The organism is Pseudomonas sp. CCI3.1 (genome assembly GCF_034313985.1).
Classification (GTDB): Bacteria; Pseudomonadota; Gammaproteobacteria; order Pseudomonadales; family Pseudomonadaceae; genus Aquipseudomonas; species Aquipseudomonas psychrophila.
In genome coordinates, this window is sequence record NZ_JAVIWO010000001.1 from 1,704,274 (window position 1) to 1,730,102 (window position 25,829).

Below are 25,829 nucleotides of genomic sequence, written 5' to 3' on the forward strand. Positions count from 1 at the left end.
CCTCGGTTATCAGAGTGCGCGGTCAAACATTGGGGTGACGTCATACGGCTTTTTAAGCAGCTTGGCGTCATAGAGAAAATCAGAGGTAGCCTGGGCTTCGCTGACAATGGTGGGCGAGATCGGCAATACGGTAATGGCGTCGCGCTTGAACCAGGCCTTGGCGATCTCCGGAGAGGACTGGTTGGCCTTGGACCAGGCATCGGCGTATTCGTCGACATGGCTTTGGCTCCAGACCCGGGCGCGGGTCAGGCGCGCAACAAAGTCCTTGATGATCTCGCCCTTTTGCGCCAGCACCGGTTCATACGCAACTACATAAGTCGGCGCGCTCATCAACCCCTTGGCATTGCGGATCAGCGTGCTGCCCTCTTTCTCCTGCAAGGAAACATAGGGTTCCCATGTACCAAAAGCGTCGATGTCACCCTGGCTCAAGGCCATACTCGCTTCAGCTGGCAACAGGAACTTATAGTTCACGCTGTCGCGCGGGACGCCCGCTTCATCCAGAGCCTTGAACATCATCTGCTGGCTCCACGAGCCGTTCCAGATCGCGACGGTTTTGCCTTTGAGGTCTGCCACCGATTGGATGCCCGGGCGGGCCACGATTCCTACACCGTTGAGACTGGTCTGGGTACTGGCCACGACTTTGACCGGGGCCCCGTTGGCCGCCAGGCTGATCACTGGAGTGTCACCCACCACACCAATATCCAGCGCGCCGCTGGCCACTGCCGATGCCACAGGCGACCCGGTATTGAAACGCTTGAAGTCGATGGTGTAAGGCAAGTCCTTGAGCTCACCCGAGAGCTCCAGAACGATACGATTGGAAAAGAACTGATCCCCTACTACCAGAGTCAGCGGTGCAGCGGCGTAAGTGGGTGCGCCATGCAGCACCAGCGAGGCCAGACCCAACAGGGTTAGCAGTTTTCGACGTGTTGTCATTCAGAAATCCTACAGAGTTAACGGATAACTCAACCATCTGTAGGCATGCAGTCTGGCATTGAGAAAAGAGGCTTCAGGGGGTCGCCAAGCGTGGCGTTTTTAGAAGCTAGCGCAATAAAGACATAAGCATCTAATACTTTTAATGCATATATATAGAACCCTGTCCGGGTATTTGGTTAGCTGTTTTTGGTATTAAGCATTTAACCAATCTAGGATTAGGGTGACCTCACCAGACCACTGGGCCTAAACGCATTTACTTCACTTATTACAGCGCCAGCGCGCCTTTGAGCGCAGGCCCGGCAAGGTCAGATTGCATGCCTAATCCAGAATTGAACATTTGGGGCACCACCCCTTCCGCCCGTTACGAACAACTGGCCGCACCCTTTCGCCCGCTGTTTGAACGCATCAGTGCGCAAGCTGCAGAGGCTGACGGATCACGCAGCAGCCTGGCCACGGTGATCCAGCAATTGAATGCGCTCGGCTTGCCGCGCTGGCGCTTGCCCGCCGCGTATGGCGGACAAGACGCCACGCTGGTTGAGTTGCTTACCCTGTTGAGCGAGTTGTCTGCGGCCGACTCAAACATCACCCAGGCCCTGCGCGGGCATTTTGGTTTTTGCGAAGAAGTGCTGGTTTCCAAGAGTCCCGACTGGCAGGCAAAGTGGCTGGACAAGCTCAGCCAGGGCGCGCTGCTCTCACCGGGCAGCACCGAGGTGGGCACACAGACCCGTGGCGAGTTTGAAACACGTATTCATCGGTCTGAAGATGGCTCGCTGCGTATCAGCGGGAAAAAGTTCTACACCACCGGGGCGCTTTACAGCGACCTGATCAACACAATCGGTACCGGTGAGGACGGCACGCTCTACAGCGTAGTGGTCGACCTTAAAGCGGCGGGAGTACAGGTCATTGATGACTGGAACGGTTTTGGCCAACGCCTGACGGCGAGCGGCACCTGCATCTTTGACAAGGTGCGGCTGGATGATGAGCCGCGTCCCACTGATCAGCGTTTTGCCTATGGGCAATCGTTCTTTCAGATTTATCACCTGAGCACTCTCGCAGGCATTGCCCGTCGCGCAACCTTGAGTGGCGCCGAGGAGTTGAGCAACCGATCCAGAACCTTTTCCACGGGCAATGCCGATGTCGCAGCCCAAGACGTGCAACTGCTGCAAGTGATCGGCGAAGTGGCCAGCCAGGCCTACGCGGCACACGCCATTACCCGACAGGCTGCGCAGCGTCTGGAACAGACCGCGCAGTACACGATCGCCAGTGACCAGCCTCTTGCCCATGACGACCCGCAGGTCGCACTGGCAGAGCTGGAAGTGTGCCTGGCAGTCAATCCCGTGGTGGATGCCACGCTCGCCGCCACCACAGCGCTGTTCGATGCCCTGGGGGCCAGCGCTACCGCCAGCAACAAGGCGCTGGATCGACTCTGGCGCAACGCACGCACCCTGGCCAACCACAACCCCCGCGTGTACAAGTCGCGCATCGTGGGCAACTACCTGGTCAACGGCCTGGTGCCACCTTCGCAATGGCGGGTGGGCGTCGCCAAGGTCTGAGTATTGCCGGGGTGGTGTGATTGGATGTCAGTTCAGTGCCTGACAGCGTGATGCATTGGCAATGCTGCTCAGCGCCGCTTTCAGTTCACTGCCCCCTTTGACGGCAACCACGCGCCCGGCGCCAGACACCTGAAACTCTTTTGGCGTCGAATACACGCCGGTTACGGTGATGACGGCGCTGTGACCATTGTTGAACGTCACCTGAACATCAGAGGCAGTGGCGCTGACACTTTGAGTCTGAAAAGAATGCTGGATTTTTGTCGGTAACGTAGCGAGCAGCGCCTCAATATCTGAATCCATTTCGGCCATGAACCTGGACCTCTGGTGCTCGCGATGTTGCGTGGCTTGCGGGGTTTCGCCACGGGAACCACAAGCACAGCTGTAACTGGCAAACATCCCGCTGGTATGGTCACAATACATTTTGTCACACCAGCAATTCATGACAGTGCCGAACGCACTGGCCTCATTCCCGCAACCGGGGCACGTGATAGTACTCATCTTAATCCTTTGAATGTAGGGACACCGGTTTGTTGCCATTGGGTACTTATCGAGTAGCTAATAATAAGTACGGTGGCGCCCTGCAAAACTGGCACTGAACATCCCCCTACACAATTCAGGTGGGCGAAATCGAGCCAATAAAGACCAAACCTTCTAATACATACGAAATCTCCTACAGCTCTTCTCCCGTAATTAACACCTTATGGCGTGGCCTGCTAAAGCGCCCCGTGTACTTACGCACACGGGGCGGCAATGCCGGGCACCCTGAAGCAGGGCCACTCACCCGACCGGACAATCAGCCAATTTTGATAACGACCTTGCCGAAGGCGCCTCTCGCCAAGTGCTCGTAGGCGTGTCGTGCTTCTTCAAATGGATAGACCTTGTCGATGACGGGGGTGATCTCGTTCTCGTTGAGGAAGGCATTCATTCGATCAAACGAGGAGCGTGGCGCGACCGCGATGCCGCGTATGGTCGTCTGCCGGAAGATCAGCGGCATAAGGCTCAGGGCGGTGGTTTGCCCCGTCAGGAAGCCGATTTGTGCAATTTTGCCTGCGGCCTTAGTGGCAGCAATTGACTGATTCAAACCATTGCCACCGGCAACGTCCAGAAGCAGGTCCACCCCTTTACCGTCGGTGAGACGCAGCACTTCTTCTTCCCACTTCGGATGGGTCCGGTAGTTCACGCCTGCAACGGCGCCAAGCTTCATTGCAGCTTCCAGATTACGGTCGTTGCTGGACGTCACGATGACGTTGGCACCGAGCGCTGTGGCCAGTTGAATCGCAAAGATCGACACGCCGCCCGTACCTTGTACAAGCACGGTTTCACCTGCCTTGATCTGACCGTAGTCCACCAGTGAGTACCACGCCGTGAGCGCGGCAATCGGCAGTGTCGACGCTTCTTCGTCCGACATGTTGTCGGGTGCGCGGACGGCGCTTTCTTCGTGGATGATCATGTACTCAGCCAAGCCGCCTGGAAGGGGTGAACCGAAGCAGTAATCGGGTTCATCGGGGCCAGGAGCACCATCAAGCCAGCGCGAGTACAAGTGCGAGTTCACCCGGTCGCCGACCTTGAATCGGCTGACGCCTTCGCCCACTGCCACCACGGTTCCTGCGGCATCGCTCACGGGAATCAGGGGTTTAGGCACCATGTGTGGCTCGTAGATGCCGTCGACGATCGCTTTGTCTCGAAAGTTGAGCGAAACGGCGCCCACTTTGACAAGCAACTCGCCAGCCTTGGGTTGCGGGGCAGGTGTTTCACCCAGGACTAAATTATCGAGACCAAAATCTTCAAGAAGCCAGGCTTTCATTTTGTTTCTCCGTAAGGTCACCAGCGATCTCTGGTTAAGTACGGCTATTGTTTCCTTTAAATCGGCAACGATAAATGCACCAGCCATCACAGGACTGTTATCTTAAAAGACAACAATCACTTGCCATTAGTGATGACCAACAGCAACAAAAACCGTCGAGGGCGTATGGAACTGCTTCAATCAATGCAGGTTTTTGCTCGCGTTGCAGAGCTTGGCAGCTTCACGAAAGCGGCGGATGCCATTCAGGTGGGACGCCCTCAAGTAACCCGGGCGATACAGGAGCTGGAGGCAACGCTTGGGGTAAGGCTTTTTCAGCGCACGACCCGTCACGTTCGCCTTACCACCGAGGGTGAGCAGTTTTACGAACGGGTTTTGGACGTTCTGGGGCGCGTAGCCGAGACGACAACCATGTTCGATACCACGGGAGCATCCCTTCGGGGAAAACTGCGTGTTGATATCCCTTCTGCGTTTTCCCAGCCTGCATTTATCACCAGCCTGAAGGAGTTCACCGACAGCCATCCGGAAATCGAAATGGCTTTAGGGGTTACCGACCGTACGGTGGATTTGGTCGCAGAAGGAGTAGATTGCGTGCTCAGGATTGGAGAGTTGCCGGACTCCAGCCTGGTGGCCCGACGCATTGGCATGGCCACCATGGTGACGTGCGCTGCGCCTGGGTATATCAAGGAGTTTGGGGCTCCGGACACTCTGGAAGCGCTCAAGGCTCATCGTGGCATCAGCTTTTTGTCCGGGCAGAACCAGCGCCCCCTCCCCTGGCAGTTTTCCCAGGATGGCATCGACAGGAGTTACATCAGTCGCCACGGCATCGTCGTCAATGAGTCAAACGCCTATGTGCAATGTGGCGTGGCTGGCTTTGGCATTCTTCAGGCACCGGGAATAACCTTGGGCCAGTACCTGGCTGATGGCTCTTTGGTTGAAGTGCTCGAGCACTTTCGTCCACGTCCACGCCCGGTGTCAGTGTTGTATCCGAGCAGATCACACCTCGCCCCGCAGGTTCATGCTTTTGTCGACTGGGTGAGTCAGCGGTTTGCCGTCCTTCATCACTCCTGGTTGGAGTAAAAGCCTGCGAGGGCCTGGATTTAATCCTGGTCCTTTGAAGGGTGAGGCTACTTTGTTTGCGGGGCTATCGCTCACAGCTCCGGGATGGAAAGGTTTTGAAGAGCCATTACCCGTCACTTTCAATGTCCCAGCGAACGCTCTGCCACCACGAAAGTGAAAAGCTACGCCTGGTCCCTCCACACCACTAATCGACAATGAACAACTTGGCGCCGGTACGGGTAAATGACCGATGCCCCTCAGCATCATTAGCCACCTGATAGCTCATCCCCGCATCAAGCGTGTACTGGCGGCCATCTTCCAGTTCCGTGTGTAACTGACCTTCCAGGCACAGCAGAATATGCCCCCTCCAGCACCAGTGATCGGCCGAGTATCCCGGGCTGTATTCGACCATGCGCACACGCATCGAACCCACCTGCAGGGTTCGCCAATAGGCTGTACCTGTCTGACCGGCATGCGCTACCGGTTCAATGGTTGACCAGTCAGTAATGCCGAACGGGATGGCGGTGAGTTCCATTTTAGCCTCATCAAAATACGGTTAACCCGGACCCTATCAACCCCGCAATACTGCCGATAGACACAGATGGCGCGCATTAATGAAATACAGCGAAACAGGAAAAATGGTGCTGACACCGTCGGACCTTGGCGACCCTGCAATGCGTATCAACCAACAGGGCCCCGCAAGGCCCTGTTGGTGTATCGGGAGGGATAAATCAAACGTCTCTGACGCATAAACTCAGGGGTTACCCGTTTACGCCGAGAGGTAATCGTCCACAGATTTAACGGTGCCGTACCCAAACTCAAACGCGGCCATCATCGCGGCATGCACTTGAGCGGCCGGCACATTGACGCCATTAAAGGTGAGGTCCAGGGTGGCGCAGGCGTCATGCAGCACCGTAACCGGATAACCCATGTCCGCCGCAGCACGTACGACGGCGTCGATACACATGTGGCTCATTGCACCTACCACCACGATATCCTGAACATCGAAAGCATCCAGCTGCTTCTTGAGGTCAGTGTCTCTGAAGGCGTTGATGTGTTTTTTAACAATCACCGGCTCTTCACCCTCAGGAGCTACCGCAGGCTGAATGTGCGCGCCGCTGGATCCCTTGACGAAAATGGGGGCAGCCGCATTATCGGATTCGTGCCGTATGTGAAAAACGGGAATACCTGTATGTCGCGCATGGTCGATGACCCGGCGGGCATTCGCCACTGCCGCCTCGATGCCGCTCAAAGGCAACTTGCCAGTGGGCAGGTATTCGTTTTGCAAATCAACTACTACAAGACCTTGTTTCATGAGCGATCTCCGATCAAATCAAAGTGATGTTGCCCTGAGGGTCGAGAGGGTTGGCGGGTTAGAAACCTGCCCGCTACCACGCCCAACACGGTTTTAAATCAGTACTCCAGCGCAGCGCCGTCTTCCGGTATATCAACGCGACTTTCGATACCTTGCTTCTTGACGTAATTGCGCAACTCTTCACGGCTCAGGGACATGTGGTTAACCGCGTCCATGTGCACCGCGACAATTTTTGCGTCTTTGGCGGTCTGTGCGGCACGCAGGACGTCCTCCTCACCCATGATGATCGCCCCCTCGAACCCCGTCATTTTTGCTTTACCAGCGTTCAGCACGATGACTTCAGGGTGATATTTCTCGATGGCTTGGTCGACCTCTTTGCGCCAGATGGTGTCGCCGGCAAGGTAGAGAGTCTTGTAGCCTGGCGCTTGAAACACCACACCCATGGCTTCGCCCAGCGGTTTTGCGAGGGCTGGCACGGCATACATTTCGTCGGTGCCATGCTGACCACCGGTTTTGGTGATTTTGACGCCGCCGAACTCAGCTTCGTCAGTCAGTACACGTACATTTTTGAAACCCTGGGAACGAATCAGCTGCGCATCGTCTTCGTGCTGGGTGAACAGCGGGATGTCTTTAGGCAGCGCTTTTTGTGCCGCATCATCCCAGTGGTCAAGGTGTGTATGGGTGACGATGACTGCGTCGACACCCGAGATAACCTTGTCAGGGGATTCGGGTAGATCGACCAGCGGATTGCGAAGGTTGCTTCGGTAGGTATTTTCGAACCCCGGGTAAGCCCCTTTTTTAGCCAGCATGGGATCGATCAAGAACGTAGTGTCACCGTAAGTGATTTTTACCGTGGCGTTGCGAACCTGCTGCAGATCCACTTTGTGGGAGGTGTCAGGTGCCTGGGTGGCGTTTGTGTCCGCTAACGCCGCAGTAGCGAGTGCACCGCAGGCAATGCCAAGGGCGAGAGGAAGCGCAATGAATTTCATGAAATTAATCCTGTTGGTACATCGAGGAGAGCATTCTGGCCCAGTGTCTTGGAGCCCAACAGTGGCCTGAATGACATATTTCGATATAATCGGGCCAACCAATCGGTGTTGCCGCAGAGGGTCAAGGGTAGTTGACGCACCTCATGGCGTGAAAAAACTCCCGCTCTGTGTGGGCCGTTACAGGATCAATCTGAGGCTGCCTGATGCAAGCCATACGTGTTGCAGTTCTAGCGTTCAACGGCGTGAGTCTTTTTCACCTTTCTGTTCCCGGTGTTGTATTGGGGACCGCTCAAACCGCGCCGGGTGAGCCAGAATACGAGGTCAATTTCTGCGCAGAGGTGCCGGGCATGCTGAGCAGTGACCAAGGCATTGGGCTGTCTGTCACCCACGGCCTGGAACTGATGGAGGCAAGTGACGTAATAGTCATTCCCGCGTGGACTGATCCGGCGGTCGCCGCATCCGCACAGCTTGTGCAGGCGCTGCAACTCGCCCACTCCAAAGACAAGTTGATCGTCGGGTTATGCCTTGGAGCATTTGTGCTCGGCGATGCCGGGCTGCTTGACGGGAAAGAGGCGACGACTCACTGGGTGGCCCGCGATGAATTTGCGCGGCGGTTTCCAGAGGTCAGTTTTCGGCCTGAAGTGCTCTATGTCAGTGACGGCAACATCATGACCTCGGCTGGAACCGTGGCCGCCATCGATTGTTGCCTGCATCTTGTACGCCAGCGTCTCGGGGCTGATGTTGCCAATCGCACCGCCAAACTGCTGGTGACACCACCCCACAGGCAGGGGGGCCAGGCTCAATACGTAGAGCATCCTGTACCACAGCTCTCCAGCGAAACTCATTTATCTGATGTATTGGCGTGGGCTCGCATGAATCTGGCCAGCCATCTGTCACTCGATGTCCTGGCAGACATGGCAAAAATGAGCAGGCGCACCTTTACCCGTCGGTTCAAAGAGGCCACCGGCACCACCGTATCCAAATGGTTAAACGCGCAACGCGTGGTCAGAGCTCAGGAGCTACTGGAAACGACCGAGTTATCGATTGAATGCATCGCGGGTGAAGTAGGCTTTGGAACGCCCCTGTCTTTAAGGCAACAATTTGGTGCTCATCTGGGCACATCACCCTCTGAATACCGGAAAATGTTTTGCCTCGGAGTGCATCTAAAAAATGAGCAGAGAAGTGACAGCGCCCTGCCATGACGTTCGATAGTGGCCAAGGGAGATGCCGACGCTTCAAAGCATGGGTTTACCCCATTTCATTCGGTGCCACCTCTTATATCCGGTGATGTTCCAGCAAAAAGTCCACAAACAATCGCACCCGAGCCGGCATTGTCGATCCTCCGACGAACACCGCATGAATCGGCTCCTGGTCGCCTGGATTCCAGGCTTCCAGCAGCGGTATCAGGGCACCGCGCTGCAGATCCTCGCTCACGCTGAACTCGCCGATACGGGCAATCCCAGCCCCTACGCGCGCAAGTTGTGCCAGCGCTTCACCACTGCTGCATTCGATGTTGCCGCTGACCTTCAGGGAAAACTCTCTTGCATCGCGGATAAATGGCCAGTTGGGTTCGGCCCGCCGGAAATTAAAGCGCAGGCAGTTGTGCCGTAGCAGGTCTTCCGGTTCGAGGGGGATGCCGTGGCGCTGCAGGTACTCGGGGGATGCCACCACGACCTGGCCGGTGGCACCGATCCTGCGCGCGGTCAGCGGGCTGTCCGGCAAATGACCAAAACGTACCGCCACGTCAGCCTGGCCGCCGAGAATGTCGACGACTTCGTCACCCAGTGTGAGGTCGACGACGATATTCGGATAACGGGCGCTGAATGCTGCCACCAAGGGAACGATGGCCAGCCGCCCATGGCCCAGGGCGGCGCTGACCCGCAATCGGCCCCTTGGTACGCCTTGGTCGGCGATGGCTTCTTCGACCTCGGCCATGTCGGCCAGGATGCGCCGGGCACCGCGCAGGAAAGCTTCACCCTCGGCGGTGAAGGTGATCGCCCGGGTGGTGCGCAACAGCAGGCGGGTACCCAGACGCTGCTCGGTACGCGCAATGATCCGACTGACCGCAGAGGGTGTCAGCCCCAATGCACGCGCGGCGGCCGACAGGCTGCCTTCCTGCGCCACAGTAACGAACACGCTCATTTCACCCGACCTGCCGTTGAAGTCCATTTGTGCTCACTACGCAAAGGTGATTGCCAAAATTGCTATCTACCGCCTTTAAAGGCTGGATCGTAGCATTGGCGGCATAGATAAGGAGCTTTCCATGCGTATCAATCCACCACTTGTAGCACTCGCCATTGGTGCCTTTGCCATTGGCGTTACCGAGTTCGCGCCTATGGGTATGTTGCCGGGCATCGCTGCGGATCTCGGCGTATCTATTCCCGCCGCAGGTCTGTTGGTCAGTGCTTACGCCCTGGGCGTACTCCTCGGCGCGCCGCTGATGACCCTGACCACCGGCAGAATTCCACGACGCTATCTGCTGATCGGACTCATGGCGATTTTCACCTTGGGCAATCTGATGTCAGCCCTGGCTACCGATTACTACAGCCTCATGGTCGCCAGGGTGGTGACCTCACTGAACCACGGTGCGTTCTTTGGCGTCGGCTCCATCGTCGCCGCCAGCGTGGTCGCCCCGCAGAAACGTGCGGGGGCGGTTGCGGCCATGTTCATGGGCCTGACCCTGGCGACCATTGGTGGTGTTCCACTGGCCGCCTGGTTTGGCGAGCTGCTGGGCTGGCGCACGGCATTCTGGGGCATTACCGGCCTCGGCGTGGTGGCCATGGTCGCGTTATGGTTCGCCCTGCCCAACCTGCCGGCGCCGAAAAGCGTCGGTGTACTGGCCGAAATCAAGGTACTGGGCCGTGGCCCGGTGCTGGGGGCCTTGGCCCTGACCGTTGTCGGCTCGGGAGCCATGTTTACCGTCTTCACCTACATCGCACCGATCCTCAGCAGTGAGACCCACGCATCCACCGCTTACATCACCGCCATGCTGGTACTGTTCGGTGTGGGTTTGACGCTGGGCAACATGTGGGGCGGCAAGGCCGCCGACCGCTCGATAGATCGCACCCTGATCGTTTCGTTGAGCGTGCTGATTCTGGTCTTGCTGGCGTTCACTGTACTGATGCGCTGGCCGCTGCCAGCCGCGGTTGCCATCCTGATATGGGGTATCGCCAGCTTCGCCCTTGTGCCGCCGCTGCAGATGCGCGTTATGGAAGCGGCCAAGGACGCGCCCAATCTGGCCTCGGCGGTAAACATCGGTGCCTTCAACTTCGGCAACGCGATTGGTGCGGCGCTGGGCGGAGCGGTGATCAATGCCGGGCTGGGTTATCCGGCGATCTCCCTGGCCGGAGCGGCAATGGCGGGTCTGGGGCTGCTGATGGTGCTGGCTTTTGCCTGGCGTTCCAGAACGATTGCAGGTGCGGTTGCGTGACGTCGAGGTGATTGGGCTGCTGGTCGCCATTGATGAGTGACGGCTAGCAACCTTGGGGTGGGGGGTTGCCTTCAAGGCGAGGACGACTCAGATTACGCACCAAGCTGTAATATCTGACTTTCCAGGATGGAATCTATTTTGAATAAAGCCCTGAAACGCAACACGATCATCACCCTTCTCGCGGCTGCTCTAGCACCTGCTGTCATGGCTGATACACCTGAAATGCCTCAGGGAATGACGGTCAAAGAGCTAATGCCTACCGAACCGTTTCCATCGACTTACCCCGGATTTGAAAGCTACAAGAGCAAGTTCCCGGCTCAACTTGAAGGCAGCGCAGAGTTCAAGGTCACACGAGTGGCAAGCGTCTGCTCCGACCCAACCAACCCGATTAACTTCGCGATGGAGGCAGAGAACTTCATCCGTATGGGGAACAAGCCGGTGGCTGCCGTGCTGGAGAAACGCAACATCGATTGGGAGATGTGCGACGCCTCGGTCGTTGGGCAAAAACTCAAGGTTGTTCGCCTGCAGCTCTTGGCCATGGGGTGTGGCTTTCCCTTTGTGACCCAGAAAAACATGCCTGTCGACCAGATCAGCCAACATGCCTGCTTCTACCTGCCTGTTGTTGAATACAACGGCAAGGAACAAGCGATTGCCAGCGATGCACTGGATGGTTTCGAGGCTTTTGCTGTAGAGCGTCTGAGTGCCTACCTGAAGAAGTAAGTGCTTATCGTCAGTGGCGCCCGCGGGTAGACCCTCACTGACACGAAACCCGCCACAACTGATCCAGCCTCGTCGTATAGCTTTGACTCATCATCTCCCGCCGCATGCTCCAATCCGGCTTGCTCGGCACACTGGCGGCGCGCAGCGTGCCCCTGCCCCAGCGCCCGTTGATCTGATCCAGAACCGCCATCACCCTGGACGCTTCTGCAGGCTGATTGATGGCAAACAGGTCATCGGAAAACTCGCCGGGCTGGCGAAGGTCCAGCAGCAATACCTCGGCCTTGCTGTACTTGAACCCGGGCTGAAAGACATGCTCCAGCGCATCGACTGCCGCCTTGGTGAGCAACCGTACATCGTCCGTCGGGTATGGCAGGGTCACGACGACTCCTTTCGCGTATTTCGCTTCATCCGGGTTAAACATGCCTGTGCGGATACTGACCCTGACTTTCTTGCAGTAGGACTTTTGCGCTCGCAGCTTTTCCGAAGCACGCATCATGTACGTGGCCACAGCCTCTTTGATCGGGGCCAGTTCAGTCAGCCGCTTGCCAAACATCCGGCTGCAGCAGATTGCCTGCTTGGGTGGATCAGGTTCGTCCAGCTCAAGGCATGGGGTACCCGACAGCTCGCGAGCCGTTTTTTCGATCACCACGCTGAATTTTTTACGCAGTGTCCACGGGTCGGCTTTGGCCAGGTCCATTGCGGTCTTGATGCCCATCCCTTCAAGGTGAGCGGTCATACGGCGCCCTACTCCCCATACTTCAGATGCGGCGGTATTACGCAGCACCCAGTCGCGCTCAAAATCACCACACAGATTCACCACACCTCCAGTGCGTGTCTGGAGGCGCTTGGCGGTGTGGTTGGCGAGTTTGGCCAGGGTTTTGGTGTGACCGATACCGACACCCACAGGTATGCCGGTGCACTTGAGGATTCTGGCCCGCAACTGCCTGCCCATGGCACTGACATCCGCAATACCGGTCAGGTCGGCAAAGGACTCATCAATGCTGTAGACCTCCACCGCTGGCACCATGGACTCGATCAGGCTCATGACGCGCTCGCTCATGTCGCCATACAGCGCATAGTTCGATGAGAACGCGACGATCCCCTCCTGCTGGAGGCGCTGTTTGATCTGGAAATAGGGTTCACCCATTTTCACAAAGGGCTTGGCGTCGTAACTGCGCGCGATCACACAGCCGTCATTGTTGCTCAGCACCACAATAGGGACTTTCGCGAGGTCAGGTCGAAATACCCTCTCGCAGCTGGCATAGAAGCTGTTGCAGTCAATCAGTGCGAACACCGGCTTGGGCTTAGTGACCATGGCTGCGCACGCTATGGGTCACCATCCCCCGGATCAAGCGAGCGATGACCGCCACATCCACTGAGATCAGTGTCTCGATAGGGTCGCCAGCAAGTGACGGACCGTCTTCAGGAGTCTTGAACGAGCAAAGGGGTGAGCGGACGCCACCTTCAGCCAAGTGACTCAGGAGTGTGAAACTCATGACGCGCGCCCTCAATAAACTGTATATGTATACAGTAAACGTTGTGAGACGCATCAGGTCAATATTTCTGTAAGAGGTTCTGACAGGAGGAGCGCATGACCTGAAGAAGCTACACGTCTGACCCGCACCTCGCCAAATCGCAGGCACAAAAAAGCCGGTTAATCCTGAGGATTAGACCGGCTGTTTTGGTGTTGCATATGGTGGGTCGTGTGGGATTCGAACCTACGACCAATTGGTTAAAAGCCAACTGCTCTACCAACTGAGCTAACGACCCGCTTCGTTGTGGGACGTATAATACTGATTTCTAACGAGAATTCAACACCTTGTTCGAAATAAATTCGAAATAATTCAAAAATAACGGGTTGGGTCACTAATTCCGGCGGCTGCGAAGCCTTCAGCACGCAAGCGGCAGCTATCGCACTTGCCACACGCACGGCCTTGGGCGTCCGCTTGGTAGCAAGAAACTGTCAACGCGTAGTCCACACCCAGCTTTGTACCTGCCTGGACGATTTGAGCCTTGCTCATATTTTGCAAAGGCGCCTGAATTCGAAAACCCTGGCCCTCTACCCCGGCCTTTGTCGCCAGGTTTGCCATGACTTCAAATGCTTCAACAAACTCCGGACGGCAATCCGGGTAGCCCGAGTAATCAACAGCATTGACGCCGATAAAGATATCGCGCGCTTGAAGCACTTCAGCCCAGCCCAACGCCAAAGACAGGAACACGGTGTTACGTGCGGGGACGTAGGTGACCGGGATGCCTTCACTCGGAGCTTCTGGCACGTCAATTGATGAGTCGGTCAGTGCCGAGCCGCCAATGCCGTCCAGGTTCAGGCCAATGACTTTATGCTCGACTGCACCCAGATCCCGTGCAACACGGGCCGCAGCATCGAGCTCGGCACGGTGACGCTGACCGTAATCAAAGCTCATGGTGTAGCAGCTATAGCCTTCAGCACGAGCCATAGCCACGACAGTTGCTGAGTCGAGGCCGCCGGACAGCAAAATCACGGCTCTTTTTTCAGTGACAACAGTTTGTTCGGTCATTTCAGCGCCCCGGCTCGTCATTCCACAGATATTTGTGCAGTTGCATTTGTAAACGTACTGGCAAGTTGTCCGCCACGATCCAGTCAGCCAGATCACGGGCCGGCAAGTCATGGTGACTCGGCGAAAACAGCACTTCGCCCGCCCGTCGCTCCAAACCATACTCAATCAACTTGGATACCGCCCAGTCGTAGTCCTCCCGCGAACAGATCACGAACTTGACCTGATCATTGGGCGTCAACAAGGCGATGTTTTCGTAGAGGTTGCGATGGGACTCTTTGGAGCCCGGCGTTTTCAAGTCAAGAACACGGCTCACGCGCGGATCGACTGCCGAGATGTCCAGCGCACCGCTGGTCTCGATAGAAACTTCATAGCCCGCATCGCAAAGCTGCTTGAGCAGAGAAATGGCATTGGGCTGGGCCAGCGGTTCGCCACCTGTCACGCATACATAACGCGGACGAAAGTCGGCAACTTGCTGAAGGATATCGTCCAGAGGGCGCACGGTTCCGCCGCTGAAGGCGTAGGCGCTGTCACAGTAACCGCAGCGCAAAGGGCAACCGGTCAGGCGTACAAAAACGGTGGGCAGGCCAGCCGTTCGCGTTTCACCCTGCAACGAGTAAAAAACTTCGGTAATTCTCAATGTGTCTTGCATATTCGCCACGGGCGTAACAGCTAAACAGGCTGTCCGCCTCCGTCAGGCACTCCAAAGAATCTGCTTATGCAGGATTAAGAGGAGCGTATTTCATAAAAGGGCGTGGATTCTAACGAAAAAACCCGCGATAGGCGCGGGTTTCTCGATTAAAGCCGGTTATTGCTTACATGCGCTGCAAATCGCGCTGAGCCAGCTGAGCAGCCGACGTGCCCGGATACTGGGCTACAACCTGCTGCAAGATGCCTTTGACCTTGTCTGTATGACCCAGGCGGCGCTCTACATCAGCAAGCTTATAGAGTGAGTCCGGTACTTTTGCATGCTTGGGATACAGCTGACTGACTTTGGCAAATGCTTGGCCAGCGGCCTGCAAATCGCCTTTGGCCAGATTCACTTCACCCAGCCAGTATTGGGCATTGCCCGCATATTGGCTGTTTGGGTATTTGCGCAGAAAGGCTGTAAATGCCTGACTGGCCTTGTCGAAATCCTTAGCCTTGATCAAATCGAAAGCAGCATCGTAATAGAGCTTTTCTTTCGCCGGATCAGCCGGTTCCGAGCTGGCAGCAGCCTGAGTTGCAGGCGCTGCTGTATTACCGGTGGCATTAGCACCACTGGCAGAAGAATTATCAGGTGTGGCAGCAGGAGCAATGCCAGCACCAATACGCCGATCAAGTTCCTGGTATCGCTCCAGGCTTTCTTGTTTCATGCGCGAGACATCATTTTGCAGAACTTCAATCACACCCTGTTGGCGTGCAATCTGTTCCTGCATTTGTTGCAGCTGGTTGAACAGCTCGCCCTGTGCCGAGACAGGGGCCGAAACCCCTCCCCCGGCATAGGCGCCGCTCGCACCATAACCCGGTGATGGATAACTCCCCCCGCTATTGTTATAGCCAGAGTTGTCATCGACCACAGGAACCGCAGCCCATGCCGCTAGCGGCATGAGGCTGAGAGTCAGAATAGTTACAGCACGGCGGCACGTTCGCATGACGAATTACTTACGCAGTTCGACGCGACGGTTTTGAGCCCACGACTGTTCGTCGTTGCCAGTAGCGATTGGACGCTCTTTACCGTAGGACACCAGCTCCAGCTGTGCTGGAGAAACGCCTTGCAGTACCAGGTAGCGTTGAACGGCTTTCGCACGACGCTCGCCCAGTGCCATGTTGTACTCACGAGTACCACGGGCGTCAGTGTTACCTTCCAGAACAACGCGAGCGCCGTTAGCTTTCAGGTCTTTAGCGTGAACATCCAGAGCGCGCATTGCTTCTGGTTTCAGGTCCGAAGAATCGTATTCGAAGTAGAAAACAGTGATAGCGCGCAGAGCAGCTTCTTCGCTCAGGGAACCATCAACAGCGCCTGTGTTTGCGCCGTAACCAGCGTTTGGATCAACAGCAGCGCCTTCACCGGCATTGTCGCCGCCTTTGGACGAGCAACCTACAGCTACAGCCATGGCCAGTGCCAGCGCAGCAAATTTACCAAACTTCAGCATTTCCATCGTAAAACTCCTAATGAACCCCAAATGTTATGTGAAACGTACAGCACCACGTCAGTTCAGGTAAGGGGACCAGGAAGGTTCTCTGACTTCGCCTTGAGCGGTAGGAAGAGGGAGCCTTACGCGTCCATTGATAGACACGAGCATCAAGACTCCCCGGCCCTGCTGGCGGGTGGCGTAGATTACCATGGTGCCGTTGGGTGCAACAGTAGCAGACTCATCAAGGTTGGTATCTGTGAGGATTTTCACGCTTCCACGCTGCAAATCTTGCGCCGCAACACGGAAATTGGTGAAACCGTCCTGACGATGGATCATTACCAGGGTCTTTTCGTCAGCCGAAAGCTTGGGACTGGCGTTGTAGTTCCCGATAAACGTCACGCGCTCTGCGTTACCGCTGCCTACATTGGTTTTGTAAATCTGCGGTTTGCCACCACGGTCAGAGGTGAAGTAGATGGTAGAACCATCTTTACCCCAGAACGGTTCAGTATCAATGGCTGGGTTATTGGTGACGCGAGTCAACCCACGGGAAGCCAGATCCATCACGTAGATCTCGGCGTTACCGTCCTTGGACAGTACGAACGCCAGCTTGGAGCCATCTGGCGACCATGCAGGCGCACCGTTCAAACCTTCAAAGTTGGTGATTTGCTCACGACGACCGGTATCAATGTTCTGAACAAAGATACGAGGACGCTTCTGTTCAAACGATACATAAGCGATGCGCTTGCCATCGGGTGCAAAACGCGGCGACAGGATCGGCTCACGCGACTGCAGCAATGTAACGGCACGGGCACCATCGTAGTCCGAACGCTGCAAGGTGTAGCGGGTGTTGGTTGCACTTGCACGCTCTGCCGTTACATAAAGCAGACGGGTTGAGAACGCACCTTTAATACCCGTCAGTTTTTCAAACGACTGATCGGAGATGTAATGCGCCATGTCCCGCAACTGCTCGGCGGTCCCAGACACGCTGCCAGTCAATACTGGCTGCTCGGTGGTAACGTTGAACAAGGCATATTGCACCTGCAAGCGACCGCCTGCTGGCACGATATTACCGACCATTACGTACTGGGCACCCAGGGCTTTCCAGTCGCGAAAAATGACTTCACTGGCCTGAGTCGGCAAGCCGATCATGTTCTGCTTTGGAATCGGTGCGTAATAACCCGAGTTACGCAGGTCGTTACCGATGATTTCAGCCATGTCATCCGGCAACACGGTGCCGCCTTGCCAGCCGAAAGGTACTACCGCAATAGGCGTCGCCCGATCACTACCACTGGTGACCAGAATGTTCTTTTCATCTGCTACAGCCATCCCTGCCAGGCAGCAGACGACGACCAGCAGTCCTCGAAAAAGTTTAATCACAAGGCTAGATCCTCAGGTGTGAATGTCATCTTGAATGATCGATAAGGATTAAAATCGCTGGGCTTCATACCCTGCATTTCCGTTAAACGACCAATGTTCTTGACCGCTGCCACAGCCGAGCTGTCGAACGGACCGTCACCGCTGGACTTGGCAACCGTCACAGACGTCACCGTGCCATCTGGCAACATGCCAATTTGCAGCACCACTGTCATGTTCTTGCGCGCCGACGGCGGACGAGCCCACCCTTCTGCTGCACGAGCACGAATCAGGTCATCAAAACTGCCGGCGACCTCATCACCTTGCTCATCTGCCAGAGCTTGCTGGCGTTGCGGCGTATCGGAAAGCAAATCAGCCAAGGCTTGCGCCTTTTTCTCTTCGGTCGATTTACGTGCTGCTTCTACGGCCTTTTTCTTGGCTGCATCAGCAGCGGCCTTTTTCTTGGCATCTTCGGCGGTTTTCTTCTTCGCCTCGTCTGCTACGGCCTTTTTCTTGGCGTCTTCAGCTGCTTTTTTCTTCGCATCTTCAGCCGCTTTTTTCTTGGCGTCTTCAGCGGCCTTTTTCTTGGCCTCTTCTTCCGCGGCCTTCTTGGCCTCTTCCTCGGATTTTTTCTTGGCTATGTCAGCCAATTTTTTCTCTTCGGCTTTTTTAGCTTCCGTCGCCTTTTTAGCATCGTCGGCTTTCTTGGCGTCATCAGACTTCTTGGCCTCGTCTGCCTTTTTGGCTTCGCTTGCTTTGGCTTCGTCAGCTTTCTTGGCGTCAGCAGCCTTTTCGGCAGCTTCTTCCTTCTTTTGTTCCGCGGCTTTCACAGCCTCCTGCTCAACCTTCTTCTGTTCCATCTGTTCGACTTCGGTCTGACGCGCGGCAGATTTCTTCGCCTCACCCGCAATCTTTTGATTGGTTTGAGTAGTTGCCTGACTTTTTGACTTCAGTTGATACAAGGTCGCCTGGACAATCGGTTTCGAAGGCGGCAAATCCGGGGTCATGGCAAAACTTACGAACAGCATGCCAAAAATCAGAACGTGCAGCCCTATCGCCCAGACTGCAGGCCAAAAATAATTTTCAGAGGCGGACGGCTCCCGCTGTTCGCGCATCAGGGAGCCTCGGTTATCAAGCCAACGTTACCGACCCCGGCCTTCTGAAGACCACCCATGGCACCCATTACCGCGCCGTAATCAACGGTTTTGTCACCACGGATAAAGACCTGGGTGTGTTTGCCGCCTTCATTGCCTGCACGAATGATTTTAGTCACGGCGTCAGTCATTTGAGGCAAGGTCATTGCCTTGTCCATCTGCTTCTCGGTATCAACTTCACTGCCAAGATTCCAGAAATAGGTCTTGTCAGCCTTGATCGAAATAGTCAGAACCTGAGTGTTGTTGTCTTGCGGCAAGGCCTCGCTGGAGACCTTGGGCAAATCAACCTTCACACCCTGATTGAGCATCGGAGCGGTCACCATGAAGATAACCAGCAGCACCAGCATCACATCGATGTAAGGCACCACGTTCATCTCGGCAACCGGCTTGCGCTTCTTGCGAGCTCGAGCGATTAAAGCCATTGGAAATTACCTGCTTATTCTTCGCTGGTGTGCACTTTGCGGTGCAGGATCGCCTGGAATTCGTCGGCGAAGGTGTAGTAGCGGCTGATCAGGGTTTCACTGCGAGCTGCAAAACGGTTGTAAGCGATAACCGCCGGGATAGCAGCGAACAAGCCAATAGCCGTTGCAATCAGTGCTTCAGCAATACCGGGCGCTACGGTCGCCAGCGTTGCTTGCTGGGCAGTTGCCAGGCCACGGAAGGAGTTCATGATGCCCCACACCGTACCAAACAGACCGATATACGGGCTAACAGAACCCACGGTCGCCAGGAACGGCAGGCCTTGCTCCAGCTTTTCTTCTTCACGGGAAATGGCTACACGCATGGCACGCGCCACACCTTCCATTACCGCTTCAGGATCGACACCCGGCTGCTGACGCAGACGCGAGAACTCCTTGAAACCGGCACGGAAAATTTGTTCAACACCGGAGTCCGGATCAGGATTGCTGCCCGCCTGACGATACAGCTTCGACAAGTCGATACCTGACCAGAAGCGCTCTTCAAAGCTTTCAAGGGCACGTCGACCGGCGCGCAGCATTGTGCTGCGCTGAAAAATCATGACCCACGAGGTAACCGATGCGGCCAGCAGGGTCAACATTACCAACTGCACAACAATGCTGGCATTGCTGACCAAGCTCCACATGGAGGAATGGTCGACGACGTTAGCTTCCACGCTTTATCTCCTGCTCTAAATGTTTACCCGCGCCGCTCACGTCGGCAAAGGCCGTACGTAAAGCTTCGGGAATGGCCCGGGGTTTGAAACTATCGGCGCGCACACAGGCCACCAAAAATTGCCCTTCACAGAGCAACGTTGCATCTGCAGCCCGCCAGACCTGCTGCTTGAAACGCAGGCTGGCACGGTTGAGCTCTATTACTTGCGCACTTACCAACAGTTCGTCGTCCAGTCGCGCCGGTGCGTGGTAACGCGCCTCGCTGGAATGCACGACAAATAACAGGTTCTCCCCCACAAGCTCGGATTGGGCAAAGCCCATCTCCCGCAGCCTTTCGGTTCGAGCCCGCTCCATAAACTTTAGATAATTTACGTAATACACGACGCCACCCGCATCGGTGTCCTCGTAATAAACGCGACAGCGATGTGCGAACGGCTCTAGCCTGTTTTGCGCGCGCATACTCTAGTGCTTACTCCTCAGGTTGCCAATCCGCCTAACAACTGTTTTTTACGCTTCAGGGGCTTTATGGCCCAAGATTTTCAACGCCAGCCCTTAAGACAGCAAAAACCTTAAAAAAATCGGCCGCTAATGGCTTATTAATCGTCCAGGGCATTCAAAAATTCGTCTACCACAGGCATATCACCCAAACGGGACGGAATGTTCAAACCGAAGTGCAGATACGCATGACGCGTCACAACACGCCCACGCGGTGTGCGCATGATGTAACCCTGCTGAATCAGGTATGGCTCCAGCACGTCTTCAATGGTGTGCCGCTCTTCGCTAATCGCTGCGGCCAAGCTGTCCACACCCACCGGCCCACCATCGAACTTCTCGATCATGGTCAGCAGTAAACGCCGGTCTTGATGATCGAAACCATGTTCATCAACGTCCAACAGGTTCAATGCCAGGTCTGCCACCGGTTTGGTGATATGCCCTTTGGCCCGTACTTCGGCAAAATCTCGCACACGACGCAACAAGCGATTGGCTATCCGCGGCGTACCACGAGCCCGCCGGGCAATTTCGTATGCCCCCTCAGGATCGAGTGGCAGACCAAAAATACCTGCGGAGCGACTGACGATCGTCGCCAGGTCGTCAGTACTATAGAACTCCAGTCGCTGAACAATCCCGAAACGATCGCGCAAAGGGTTGGTCAGCATCCCGGCGCGGGTCGTCGCACCCACCAGAGTAAAAGGCGGCAGGTCGAGCTTGATGGAGCGCGCAGCTGGCCCTTCGCCAATCATGATATCGAGCTGAAAGTCTTCCATTGCCGGGTAGAGCACTTCCTCGACGATGGGTGACAGACGATGGATTTCATCAATAAACAGCACGTCATGGGGCTCAAGATTGGTCAACAAAGCAGCCAAGTCACCCGGACGCTCCAAGACGGGACCTGAGGTGCTTTTAATGGACACCCCCATTTCCTGGGCAATGATGTTCGCCAACGTGGTTTTACCCAGCCCGGGCGGACCAAAGATCAACGTGTGATCCAACGACTCCGAACGCCCGCGCGCCGCCTGGATAAACAGCTCCATCTGCTCACGCACGGTTGGCTGACCAATATAGTCGGCCAGGCTCAGGGGACGAATCGCCCGGTCCTGAACCTCTTCGCGGTCTCGCCCGCCCGAGGCCGTTATCAAACGATCAGCTTCAATCACTTAAATCATCCCCTTAAGGGCGCGACGAATCATATCTTCACTGCTCAACGTTTTATCCTTGATTGCCGAAACGGCCTTGCTCGCTTCCTGGGGCTTGTAGCCCAGGGAAATCAAGGCACTGACCGCATCACTTTCAGCACTGGCCACCTGCACCGGGGCATCAGGCTGATTGGGGACCAGTGCAAACATACTTGGCACCTGCTCCCACGCCTTGAAGCGATCTTTCAACTCAACCAGCAGTCGCTCGGCTGTCTTTTTCCCGACACCCGGAACCTTGGTTAAGGCCGAGGTATCCTGAGCCTGCACACACCTAACAAGCTCATCGACCTCAAGGCTGGACATTAGAGCCAAGGCCAGCTTGGGACCAACACCGTTGAGGCGGATCAGCTCACGAAAGAAATCGCGCTCGCGCTTGCCTATGAAACCATAGAGCAACTGGGCGTCTTCGCGAACTACCAGGTGAGTATGAAGAGTCAGAGGCTCGCCTATGGACGGCAGCCGATAGAGCGTAGTCATGGGTACTTCCAGCTCGTAACCCAGGCCATTTACATCAAGAATCAGGTGCGGCGGCTGTTTTTCAGCCAGAGTGCCGCGCAAGCGTCCAATCACGTTTCAGATCCTTTTCTCTGGCCAGATCAATGGCTGACAAGTAGAACGGCAAAGCCGCATCATTAAAGATGACACCCTGCCAACAAGCAAAATCAGGTTACAAATCACATCTCAGAGCCGCAAACGGCCACCACGGCTACGCGCCGCACCCAAACCATGGGGCAGCAGGCTGGAGCGAGTGTGGGCATGACACAAGGCAATTGCCAGCGCATCCGACGCATCGATTTGCGGCTTGCTGGTCAGCTTGAGCAGGTGCATGACCATCATCATCACTTGCTCCTTGTTGGCACCACCGGTGCCGGCTACGGCTTGCTTGACCTGGGTTGCCGAATACTCTGCGATCTCCAGGTTTTCCTCGGCGCCGGCAACAATCGCCGCGCCCCTGGCCTGGCCCAGCTTGAGTGCCGAATCGGCATTGCGCGCCATGAACACCTTTTCGATGCCCATGGTAACGGGACCATACGTCTGAATAACTTCGCGCACCCCACGATAGACGATCAACAACCGCTCATGCAGCTCGCCGCTACCCGTGCGAATACACCCTGAAGCCACGTACACACAGCCACGCCCAGTGTCTCGCACTACGCCATAACCGGTGATTCGCGAACCAGGATCGATACCAAGAATAAGAGTCATAACGCCTACAGCTTATGAAGTGACGCCTACCGGCCTATGCCCGGACAGCTTAAAGGCAGAAGCCGGAGGTGCCCAGCGCCGCTATCGTCGCGACGGTGCACCTCCGGCCTCTTGACTGACGCAACCCGTGGATCAGGCCAACTGCTCCAGGACAGCGTCAGGAATCTCAGCGTTGGAATACACGTTCTGCACGTCATCCAGGTCTTCAAGCATATCGATCAGTTTGAGCACCTTTTCAGCGCCCTCCAGGTCCAGCTCGGCACTGGTGGTGGGCAACATCACGATTTCTGCGTCAGTCGGAGCGAAGCCTGCGGCTTCCAGAGCGTTGCGAACCGCGTAAAAGCTCGAGAACGACGTAAACACGTCAATGGAACCGTCTTCGTTGGTGACTACGTCGTCGGCATCAGCCTCCATCGCAGCTTCCATCAAGGCATCTTCATCAACGCCAGCCACATAGGAAATCTGACCCTTGCGCTCAAACAGGTACGCAACTGAACCGTCAGTACCAAGGTTCCCGCCGCACTTGCTGAACGCATGCCTCACAGCGGCTGCGGTGCGATTACGGTTGTCGGTCATGCACTCGACCATCACGGCAACGCCGCCAGGACCGTAACCTTCATAGCTCAGCTCGACCATATCGTCGGTATCAGCTGCACCAGCACCACGGGCAACCGCACGATCAATGATGTCGCGGCTCATGTTAGCGCCAAGTGCCTTGTCCAACGCCAGACGCAGGCGCGGGTTGGAGCCCGGATCACCACCGCCCTGACGGGCAGCAACGGTCAGCTCACGTATCCACTTGGTGAAAATCTTGCCTTTTTTGGCATCCTGACGCTCTTTGCGGTGCTTGATGTTCGCCCACTTAGAATGACCTGCCATAACGCACTCCGAATCCTTTATGAAACATTGCCCGGCCTTGACCCGGCAATAAAAATTCTCGACCCAAATAACAAAGGCGCATCCGGAGATGCGCCTTTGAGGGCCAGTTTTACTCAGCCTTTGGTTGTTCGCGCAAACGAATATGCAATTCGCTCAACGCTTTGTTATCAACTACGCCCGGGGCCTGAGTCATGACGCAGGCAGCACTCTGGGTTTTCGGGAAGGCAATCACTTCACGAATCGACTGAGCGCCAGTCATCAGCATCACCAGACGGTCCAGACCGAATGCCAAACCACCATGGGGCGGTGCACCGTATTTCAGCGCATCGAGCAGGAAGCCGAATTTCTCTTCCTGTTCGGCTTCATTGATACCCAACAGACGGAAGACCGCCTGTTGCATTTCTTTGCGGTGGATACGGATCGAACCACCACCCAACTCAGTACCGTTCAACACCATGTCATAGGCACGGGACAACGCGGTAGCCGGGTTGGCCTCGAGCTCTTCAGGCGAGCACTTTGGCGCAGTGAACGGGTGATGCAAGGCGCTGAAGCTGCCGTCTGTGTTCTCTTCGAACATAGGGAAGTCAACAACCCACATCGGTGCCCACTCGCACGTCAGCAGGTTCAGGTCGTTACCAACCTTGATACGCAGTGCACCCAGAGCTTCGCTGACGATCTTGGCCTTGTCGGCACCGAAGAACACGATGTCGCCATCAACCGCACCAACGCGATCCAGGATCACATTGAGGTTGGCTTCAGGGATGTTCTTGACGATCGGCGATTGCAGACCCTCAACACCCTTGGCGCGCTCGTTAACCTTGATGTATGCCAAGCCACGTGCGCCGTAGATGCCAACAAACTTGGTGTATTCGTCGATTTTGCTGCGCGGCATGCTCGCACCGCCCGGAACACGCAAGGCGGCAACGCGGCTTTTAGGGTCATTGGCAGGGCCGCTGAACACCTTGAATTCGACTTCCTTGAGCTGATCGGCAACGTCAACCAGTTCCAGCGGGTTACGCAGGTCAGGCTTGTCGGACCCGTAACGGCGCATGGCCTCTTCCCAGGTCATGTGCGGGAACTCACCGAACTCCAGACCCAGGACTTCCTTGAACAGGTTGCGGATCATTTCTTCAGTCAGACCCATGATCTCGGCTTCGTTCATGAAGCTGGTTTCGATGTCGATCTGAGTGAACTCAGGCTGACGATCGGCACGCAGGTCTTCGTCACGGAAGCACTTGGCGATCTGGTAGTAACGGTCAAAACCGGCAACCATCAGCAGCTGTTTGAACAGCTGTGGCGATTGCGGCAAGGCAAAGAAGGAACCTGCGTGAGTACGGCTTGGCACCAGATAGTCACGTGCGCCTTCTGGCGTGGCACGGGTCAGGATTGGAGTTTCAACGTCCAGGAAGCCGTTTTCGTCCAGGAAGCGACGGATGCTGGTGGTCATGCGCGAACGCAGACGCAGCTTCTCAAGCATTTCAGGACGACGCAGATCGATAAAACGATAGCGCAGACGCGTTTCTTCGCCGACGTCAGAGAACTCGTTGAGCGGGAACGGCGGAGTTTCGGCTTCGTTCAGAACCTCGAGCTCGTACCCCAGTACTTCGATCATGCCCGACGCCATGTTGGCGTTGCCTGCACCGGCTGGACGCAGACGTACCTTGCCGGTGACCTTGACCACATATTCACTGCGCACGCGATCGGCGGCTGCAAAAGTCTCGGCGCGATCCGGGTCAAACACCACCTGGGCCAGACCATCACGATCACGGATATCGAGGAAAATCACCCCACCGTGGTCACGGCGACGATGGACCCATCCGCAAAGGGTAATTTCCTGGCCTTCCAGGCTTTCGTTCAGTTGGCCGCAATAATGGCTGCGCATCATGGTAGTGGTTTCACTTCTCGTAATTCGAAATTCGGTGGAGGTCTTGCGCACCGTCGGTGCTGGTAACCATGCAAGAG

At 56.0% G+C, this 25,829-nt stretch carries 28 protein-coding genes and 1 tRNA gene; 5 read left to right on the top strand and 24 right to left on the bottom strand.

Features of this window, described 5'->3' with window-relative positions:
* Window positions 1–9 precede the first annotated feature (9 nt).
* Complete coding sequence (locus RGV06_RS07805; protein ID WP_019823218.1) at window positions 10–933, bottom strand: ABC transporter substrate-binding protein; 924 nt, start codon at window positions 931–933, stop codon at window positions 10–12.
* 314 nt (window positions 934–1,247) lie between these two features.
* On the opposite strand from RGV06_RS07805, the gene RGV06_RS07810 reads away from it, so the two are divergent.
* Complete coding sequence (locus tag RGV06_RS07810) at window positions 1,248–2,486, top strand: acyl-CoA dehydrogenase family protein (RefSeq protein ID WP_019823220.1); 1,239 nt, start codon at window positions 1,248–1,250, stop codon at window positions 2,484–2,486.
* A 27-nt stretch (window positions 2,487–2,513) separates the two neighbouring features.
* On the opposite strand, the gene RGV06_RS07815 is transcribed toward RGV06_RS07810, so the two are convergent.
* Both RGV06_RS07815 and RGV06_RS07820 read right to left on the bottom strand, forming a co-directional pair.
* Window positions 2,514–2,795, bottom strand: a complete 282-nt coding sequence (locus tag RGV06_RS07815) for a hypothetical protein (protein ID WP_019823222.1) — start codon at window positions 2,793–2,795, stop codon at window positions 2,514–2,516.
* Window positions 2,796–3,279: 484 nt separating this feature from the next.
* Complete coding sequence (locus tag RGV06_RS07820) at window positions 3,280–4,290, bottom strand: zinc-dependent alcohol dehydrogenase family protein (RefSeq protein WP_198821059.1); 1,011 nt, start codon at window positions 4,288–4,290, stop codon at window positions 3,280–3,282.
* 165 nt (window positions 4,291–4,455) lie between these two features.
* On the opposite strand from RGV06_RS07820, the gene RGV06_RS07825 reads away from it, so the two are divergent.
* Entirely contained in the window at window positions 4,456–5,367 is a 912-nt protein-coding gene (locus RGV06_RS07825) for a LysR family transcriptional regulator (RefSeq protein ID WP_173667404.1), read from the top strand.
* A 184-nt stretch (window positions 5,368–5,551) separates the two neighbouring features.
* Here the strand turns inward: RGV06_RS07825 and RGV06_RS07830 are convergent, their stop codons facing one another.
* The 3 genes from RGV06_RS07830 to RGV06_RS07840 all read right to left on the bottom strand — a co-directional run bounded on the left by RGV06_RS07830 (window position 5,552) and on the right by RGV06_RS07840 (window position 7,650).
* Window positions 5,552–5,881 carry a DHCW motif cupin fold protein gene (locus RGV06_RS07830; protein WP_322149764.1) on the bottom strand — a complete coding sequence of 110 codons (330 nt, stop codon included), beginning with the start codon at window positions 5,879–5,881 and terminating at the stop codon, window positions 5,552–5,554.
* Between the two features lie 234 nt (window positions 5,882–6,115).
* Window positions 6,116–6,661: a cysteine hydrolase family protein gene (locus RGV06_RS07835; protein ID WP_019823230.1), complete on the bottom strand. Its 546-nt coding sequence runs from the start codon at window positions 6,659–6,661 to the stop codon at window positions 6,116–6,118.
* Window positions 6,662–6,759: 98 nt separating this feature from the next.
* Window positions 6,760–7,650: an MBL fold metallo-hydrolase gene (locus RGV06_RS07840; RefSeq protein WP_322149765.1), complete on the bottom strand. Its 891-nt coding sequence runs from the start codon at window positions 7,648–7,650 to the stop codon at window positions 6,760–6,762.
* Between the two features lie 203 nt (window positions 7,651–7,853).
* On the opposite strand from RGV06_RS07840, the gene RGV06_RS07845 reads away from it, so the two are divergent.
* Complete coding sequence (locus tag RGV06_RS07845; protein ID WP_322149766.1) at window positions 7,854–8,852, top strand: GlxA family transcriptional regulator; 999 nt, start codon at window positions 7,854–7,856, stop codon at window positions 8,850–8,852.
* Between the two features lie 73 nt (window positions 8,853–8,925).
* Here RGV06_RS07845 and RGV06_RS07850 read toward each other — a convergent pair whose 3' ends face one another.
* Window positions 8,926–9,819: a LysR family transcriptional regulator gene (locus RGV06_RS07850; RefSeq protein ID WP_322149768.1), complete on the bottom strand. Its 894-nt coding sequence runs from the start codon at window positions 9,817–9,819 to the stop codon at window positions 8,926–8,928.
* 94 nt (window positions 9,820–9,913) lie between these two features.
* Here RGV06_RS07850 and RGV06_RS07855 point away from each other — a divergent pair, with 94 nt between their 5' ends.
* Together RGV06_RS07855 and RGV06_RS07860 are read left to right on the top strand one after the other, a co-directional pair.
* Window positions 9,914–11,080, top strand: a complete 1,167-nt coding sequence (locus RGV06_RS07855; RefSeq protein ID WP_019823238.1) for an MFS transporter — start codon at window positions 9,914–9,916, stop codon at window positions 11,078–11,080.
* Window positions 11,081–11,218: 138 nt separating this feature from the next.
* Window positions 11,219–11,800, top strand: a complete 582-nt coding sequence (locus tag RGV06_RS07860; RefSeq protein WP_048351728.1) for a hypothetical protein — start codon at window positions 11,219–11,221, stop codon at window positions 11,798–11,800.
* A gap of 34 nt (window positions 11,801–11,834) precedes the next feature.
* Here RGV06_RS07860 and umuC read toward each other — a convergent pair whose 3' ends face one another.
* The 17 genes from umuC to aspS all read right to left on the bottom strand — a co-directional run bounded on the left by umuC (window position 11,835) and on the right by aspS (window position 25,752).
* Window positions 11,835–13,115 carry a translesion error-prone DNA polymerase V subunit UmuC gene (gene umuC / locus RGV06_RS07865; protein ID WP_322149769.1) on the bottom strand — a complete coding sequence of 427 codons (1,281 nt, stop codon included), beginning with the start codon at window positions 13,113–13,115 and terminating at the stop codon, window positions 11,835–11,837.
* Window positions 13,105–13,296, bottom strand: coding sequence for a hypothetical protein (locus RGV06_RS07870; protein ID WP_048351729.1), 192 nt, complete (start codon window positions 13,294–13,296; stop codon window positions 13,105–13,107). Before RGV06_RS07870 ends, umuC begins: the two co-directional genes overlap by 11 nt.
* A 198-nt stretch (window positions 13,297–13,494) precedes the next feature.
* Window positions 13,495–13,570, bottom strand: a tRNA-Lys gene (locus RGV06_RS07875).
* A 74-nt stretch (window positions 13,571–13,644) separates the two neighbouring features.
* Entirely contained in the window at window positions 13,645–14,337 is a 693-nt protein-coding gene (gene queC, locus RGV06_RS07880; protein WP_019823243.1) for a 7-cyano-7-deazaguanine synthase QueC, read from the bottom strand.
* A 1-nt stretch (window position 14,338) separates the two neighbouring features.
* Complete coding sequence (gene queE / locus RGV06_RS07885; protein ID WP_019823245.1) at window positions 14,339–14,986, bottom strand: 7-carboxy-7-deazaguanine synthase QueE; 648 nt, start codon at window positions 14,984–14,986, stop codon at window positions 14,339–14,341.
* 163 nt (window positions 14,987–15,149) lie between these two features.
* The gene (gene ybgF / locus RGV06_RS07890) at window positions 15,150–15,968 is read right to left on the bottom strand and encodes a tol-pal system protein YbgF (protein ID WP_019823247.1); all 819 of its coding nucleotides are present in this window, start codon (window positions 15,966–15,968) and stop codon (window positions 15,150–15,152) included.
* 6 nt (window positions 15,969–15,974) lie between these two features.
* On the bottom strand, window positions 15,975–16,475 hold the full coding sequence (gene pal / locus RGV06_RS07895; protein WP_003441254.1) for a peptidoglycan-associated lipoprotein Pal: 501 nt from the start codon (window positions 16,473–16,475) through the stop codon (window positions 15,975–15,977).
* A gap of 51 nt (window positions 16,476–16,526) precedes the next feature.
* Window positions 16,527–17,777, bottom strand: coding sequence for a Tol-Pal system beta propeller repeat protein TolB (gene tolB, locus RGV06_RS07900; protein WP_322151852.1), 1,251 nt, complete (start codon window positions 17,775–17,777; stop codon window positions 16,527–16,529).
* A 47-nt stretch (window positions 17,778–17,824) separates the two neighbouring features.
* The gene (gene tolA / locus RGV06_RS07905) at window positions 17,825–18,919 is read right to left on the bottom strand and encodes a cell envelope integrity protein TolA (RefSeq protein ID WP_019823252.1); all 1,095 of its coding nucleotides are present in this window, start codon (window positions 18,917–18,919) and stop codon (window positions 17,825–17,827) included.
* Window positions 18,919–19,371, bottom strand: coding sequence for a protein TolR (gene tolR, locus RGV06_RS07910; RefSeq protein WP_162207799.1), 453 nt, complete (start codon window positions 19,369–19,371; stop codon window positions 18,919–18,921). The genes tolA and tolR overlap by 1 nt, the downstream gene beginning before the upstream one ends.
* A 23-nt stretch (window positions 19,372–19,394) precedes the next feature.
* The gene (gene tolQ / locus RGV06_RS07915; RefSeq protein WP_019823255.1) at window positions 19,395–20,090 is read right to left on the bottom strand and encodes a protein TolQ; all 696 of its coding nucleotides are present in this window, start codon (window positions 20,088–20,090) and stop codon (window positions 19,395–19,397) included.
* The gene (gene ybgC, locus RGV06_RS07920) at window positions 20,080–20,547 is read right to left on the bottom strand and encodes a tol-pal system-associated acyl-CoA thioesterase (RefSeq protein ID WP_019823256.1); all 468 of its coding nucleotides are present in this window, start codon (window positions 20,545–20,547) and stop codon (window positions 20,080–20,082) included. The genes tolQ and ybgC overlap by 11 nt, the downstream gene beginning before the upstream one ends.
* A gap of 137 nt (window positions 20,548–20,684) precedes the next feature.
* The gene (gene ruvB / locus RGV06_RS07925) at window positions 20,685–21,743 is read right to left on the bottom strand and encodes a Holliday junction branch migration DNA helicase RuvB (protein WP_019823257.1); all 1,059 of its coding nucleotides are present in this window, start codon (window positions 21,741–21,743) and stop codon (window positions 20,685–20,687) included.
* Window positions 21,744–22,352 carry a Holliday junction branch migration protein RuvA gene (gene ruvA / locus RGV06_RS07930; protein ID WP_019823258.1) on the bottom strand — a complete coding sequence of 203 codons (609 nt, stop codon included), beginning with the start codon at window positions 22,350–22,352 and terminating at the stop codon, window positions 21,744–21,746.
* Window positions 22,353–22,463: 111 nt separating this feature from the next.
* Window positions 22,464–22,988, bottom strand: a complete 525-nt coding sequence (gene ruvC, locus RGV06_RS07935) for a crossover junction endodeoxyribonuclease RuvC (RefSeq protein WP_019823259.1) — start codon at window positions 22,986–22,988, stop codon at window positions 22,464–22,466.
* A 132-nt stretch (window positions 22,989–23,120) separates the two neighbouring features.
* Window positions 23,121–23,867 (bottom strand): YebC/PmpR family DNA-binding transcriptional regulator, encoded by a 747-nt coding sequence (locus tag RGV06_RS07940; RefSeq protein ID WP_019823260.1) that lies wholly within the window; start codon window positions 23,865–23,867, stop codon window positions 23,121–23,123.
* A gap of 109 nt (window positions 23,868–23,976) precedes the next feature.
* The gene (gene aspS, locus RGV06_RS07945; RefSeq protein WP_019823262.1) at window positions 23,977–25,752 is read right to left on the bottom strand and encodes an aspartate--tRNA ligase; all 1,776 of its coding nucleotides are present in this window, start codon (window positions 25,750–25,752) and stop codon (window positions 23,977–23,979) included.
* Window positions 25,753–25,829 lie beyond the last annotated feature (77 nt).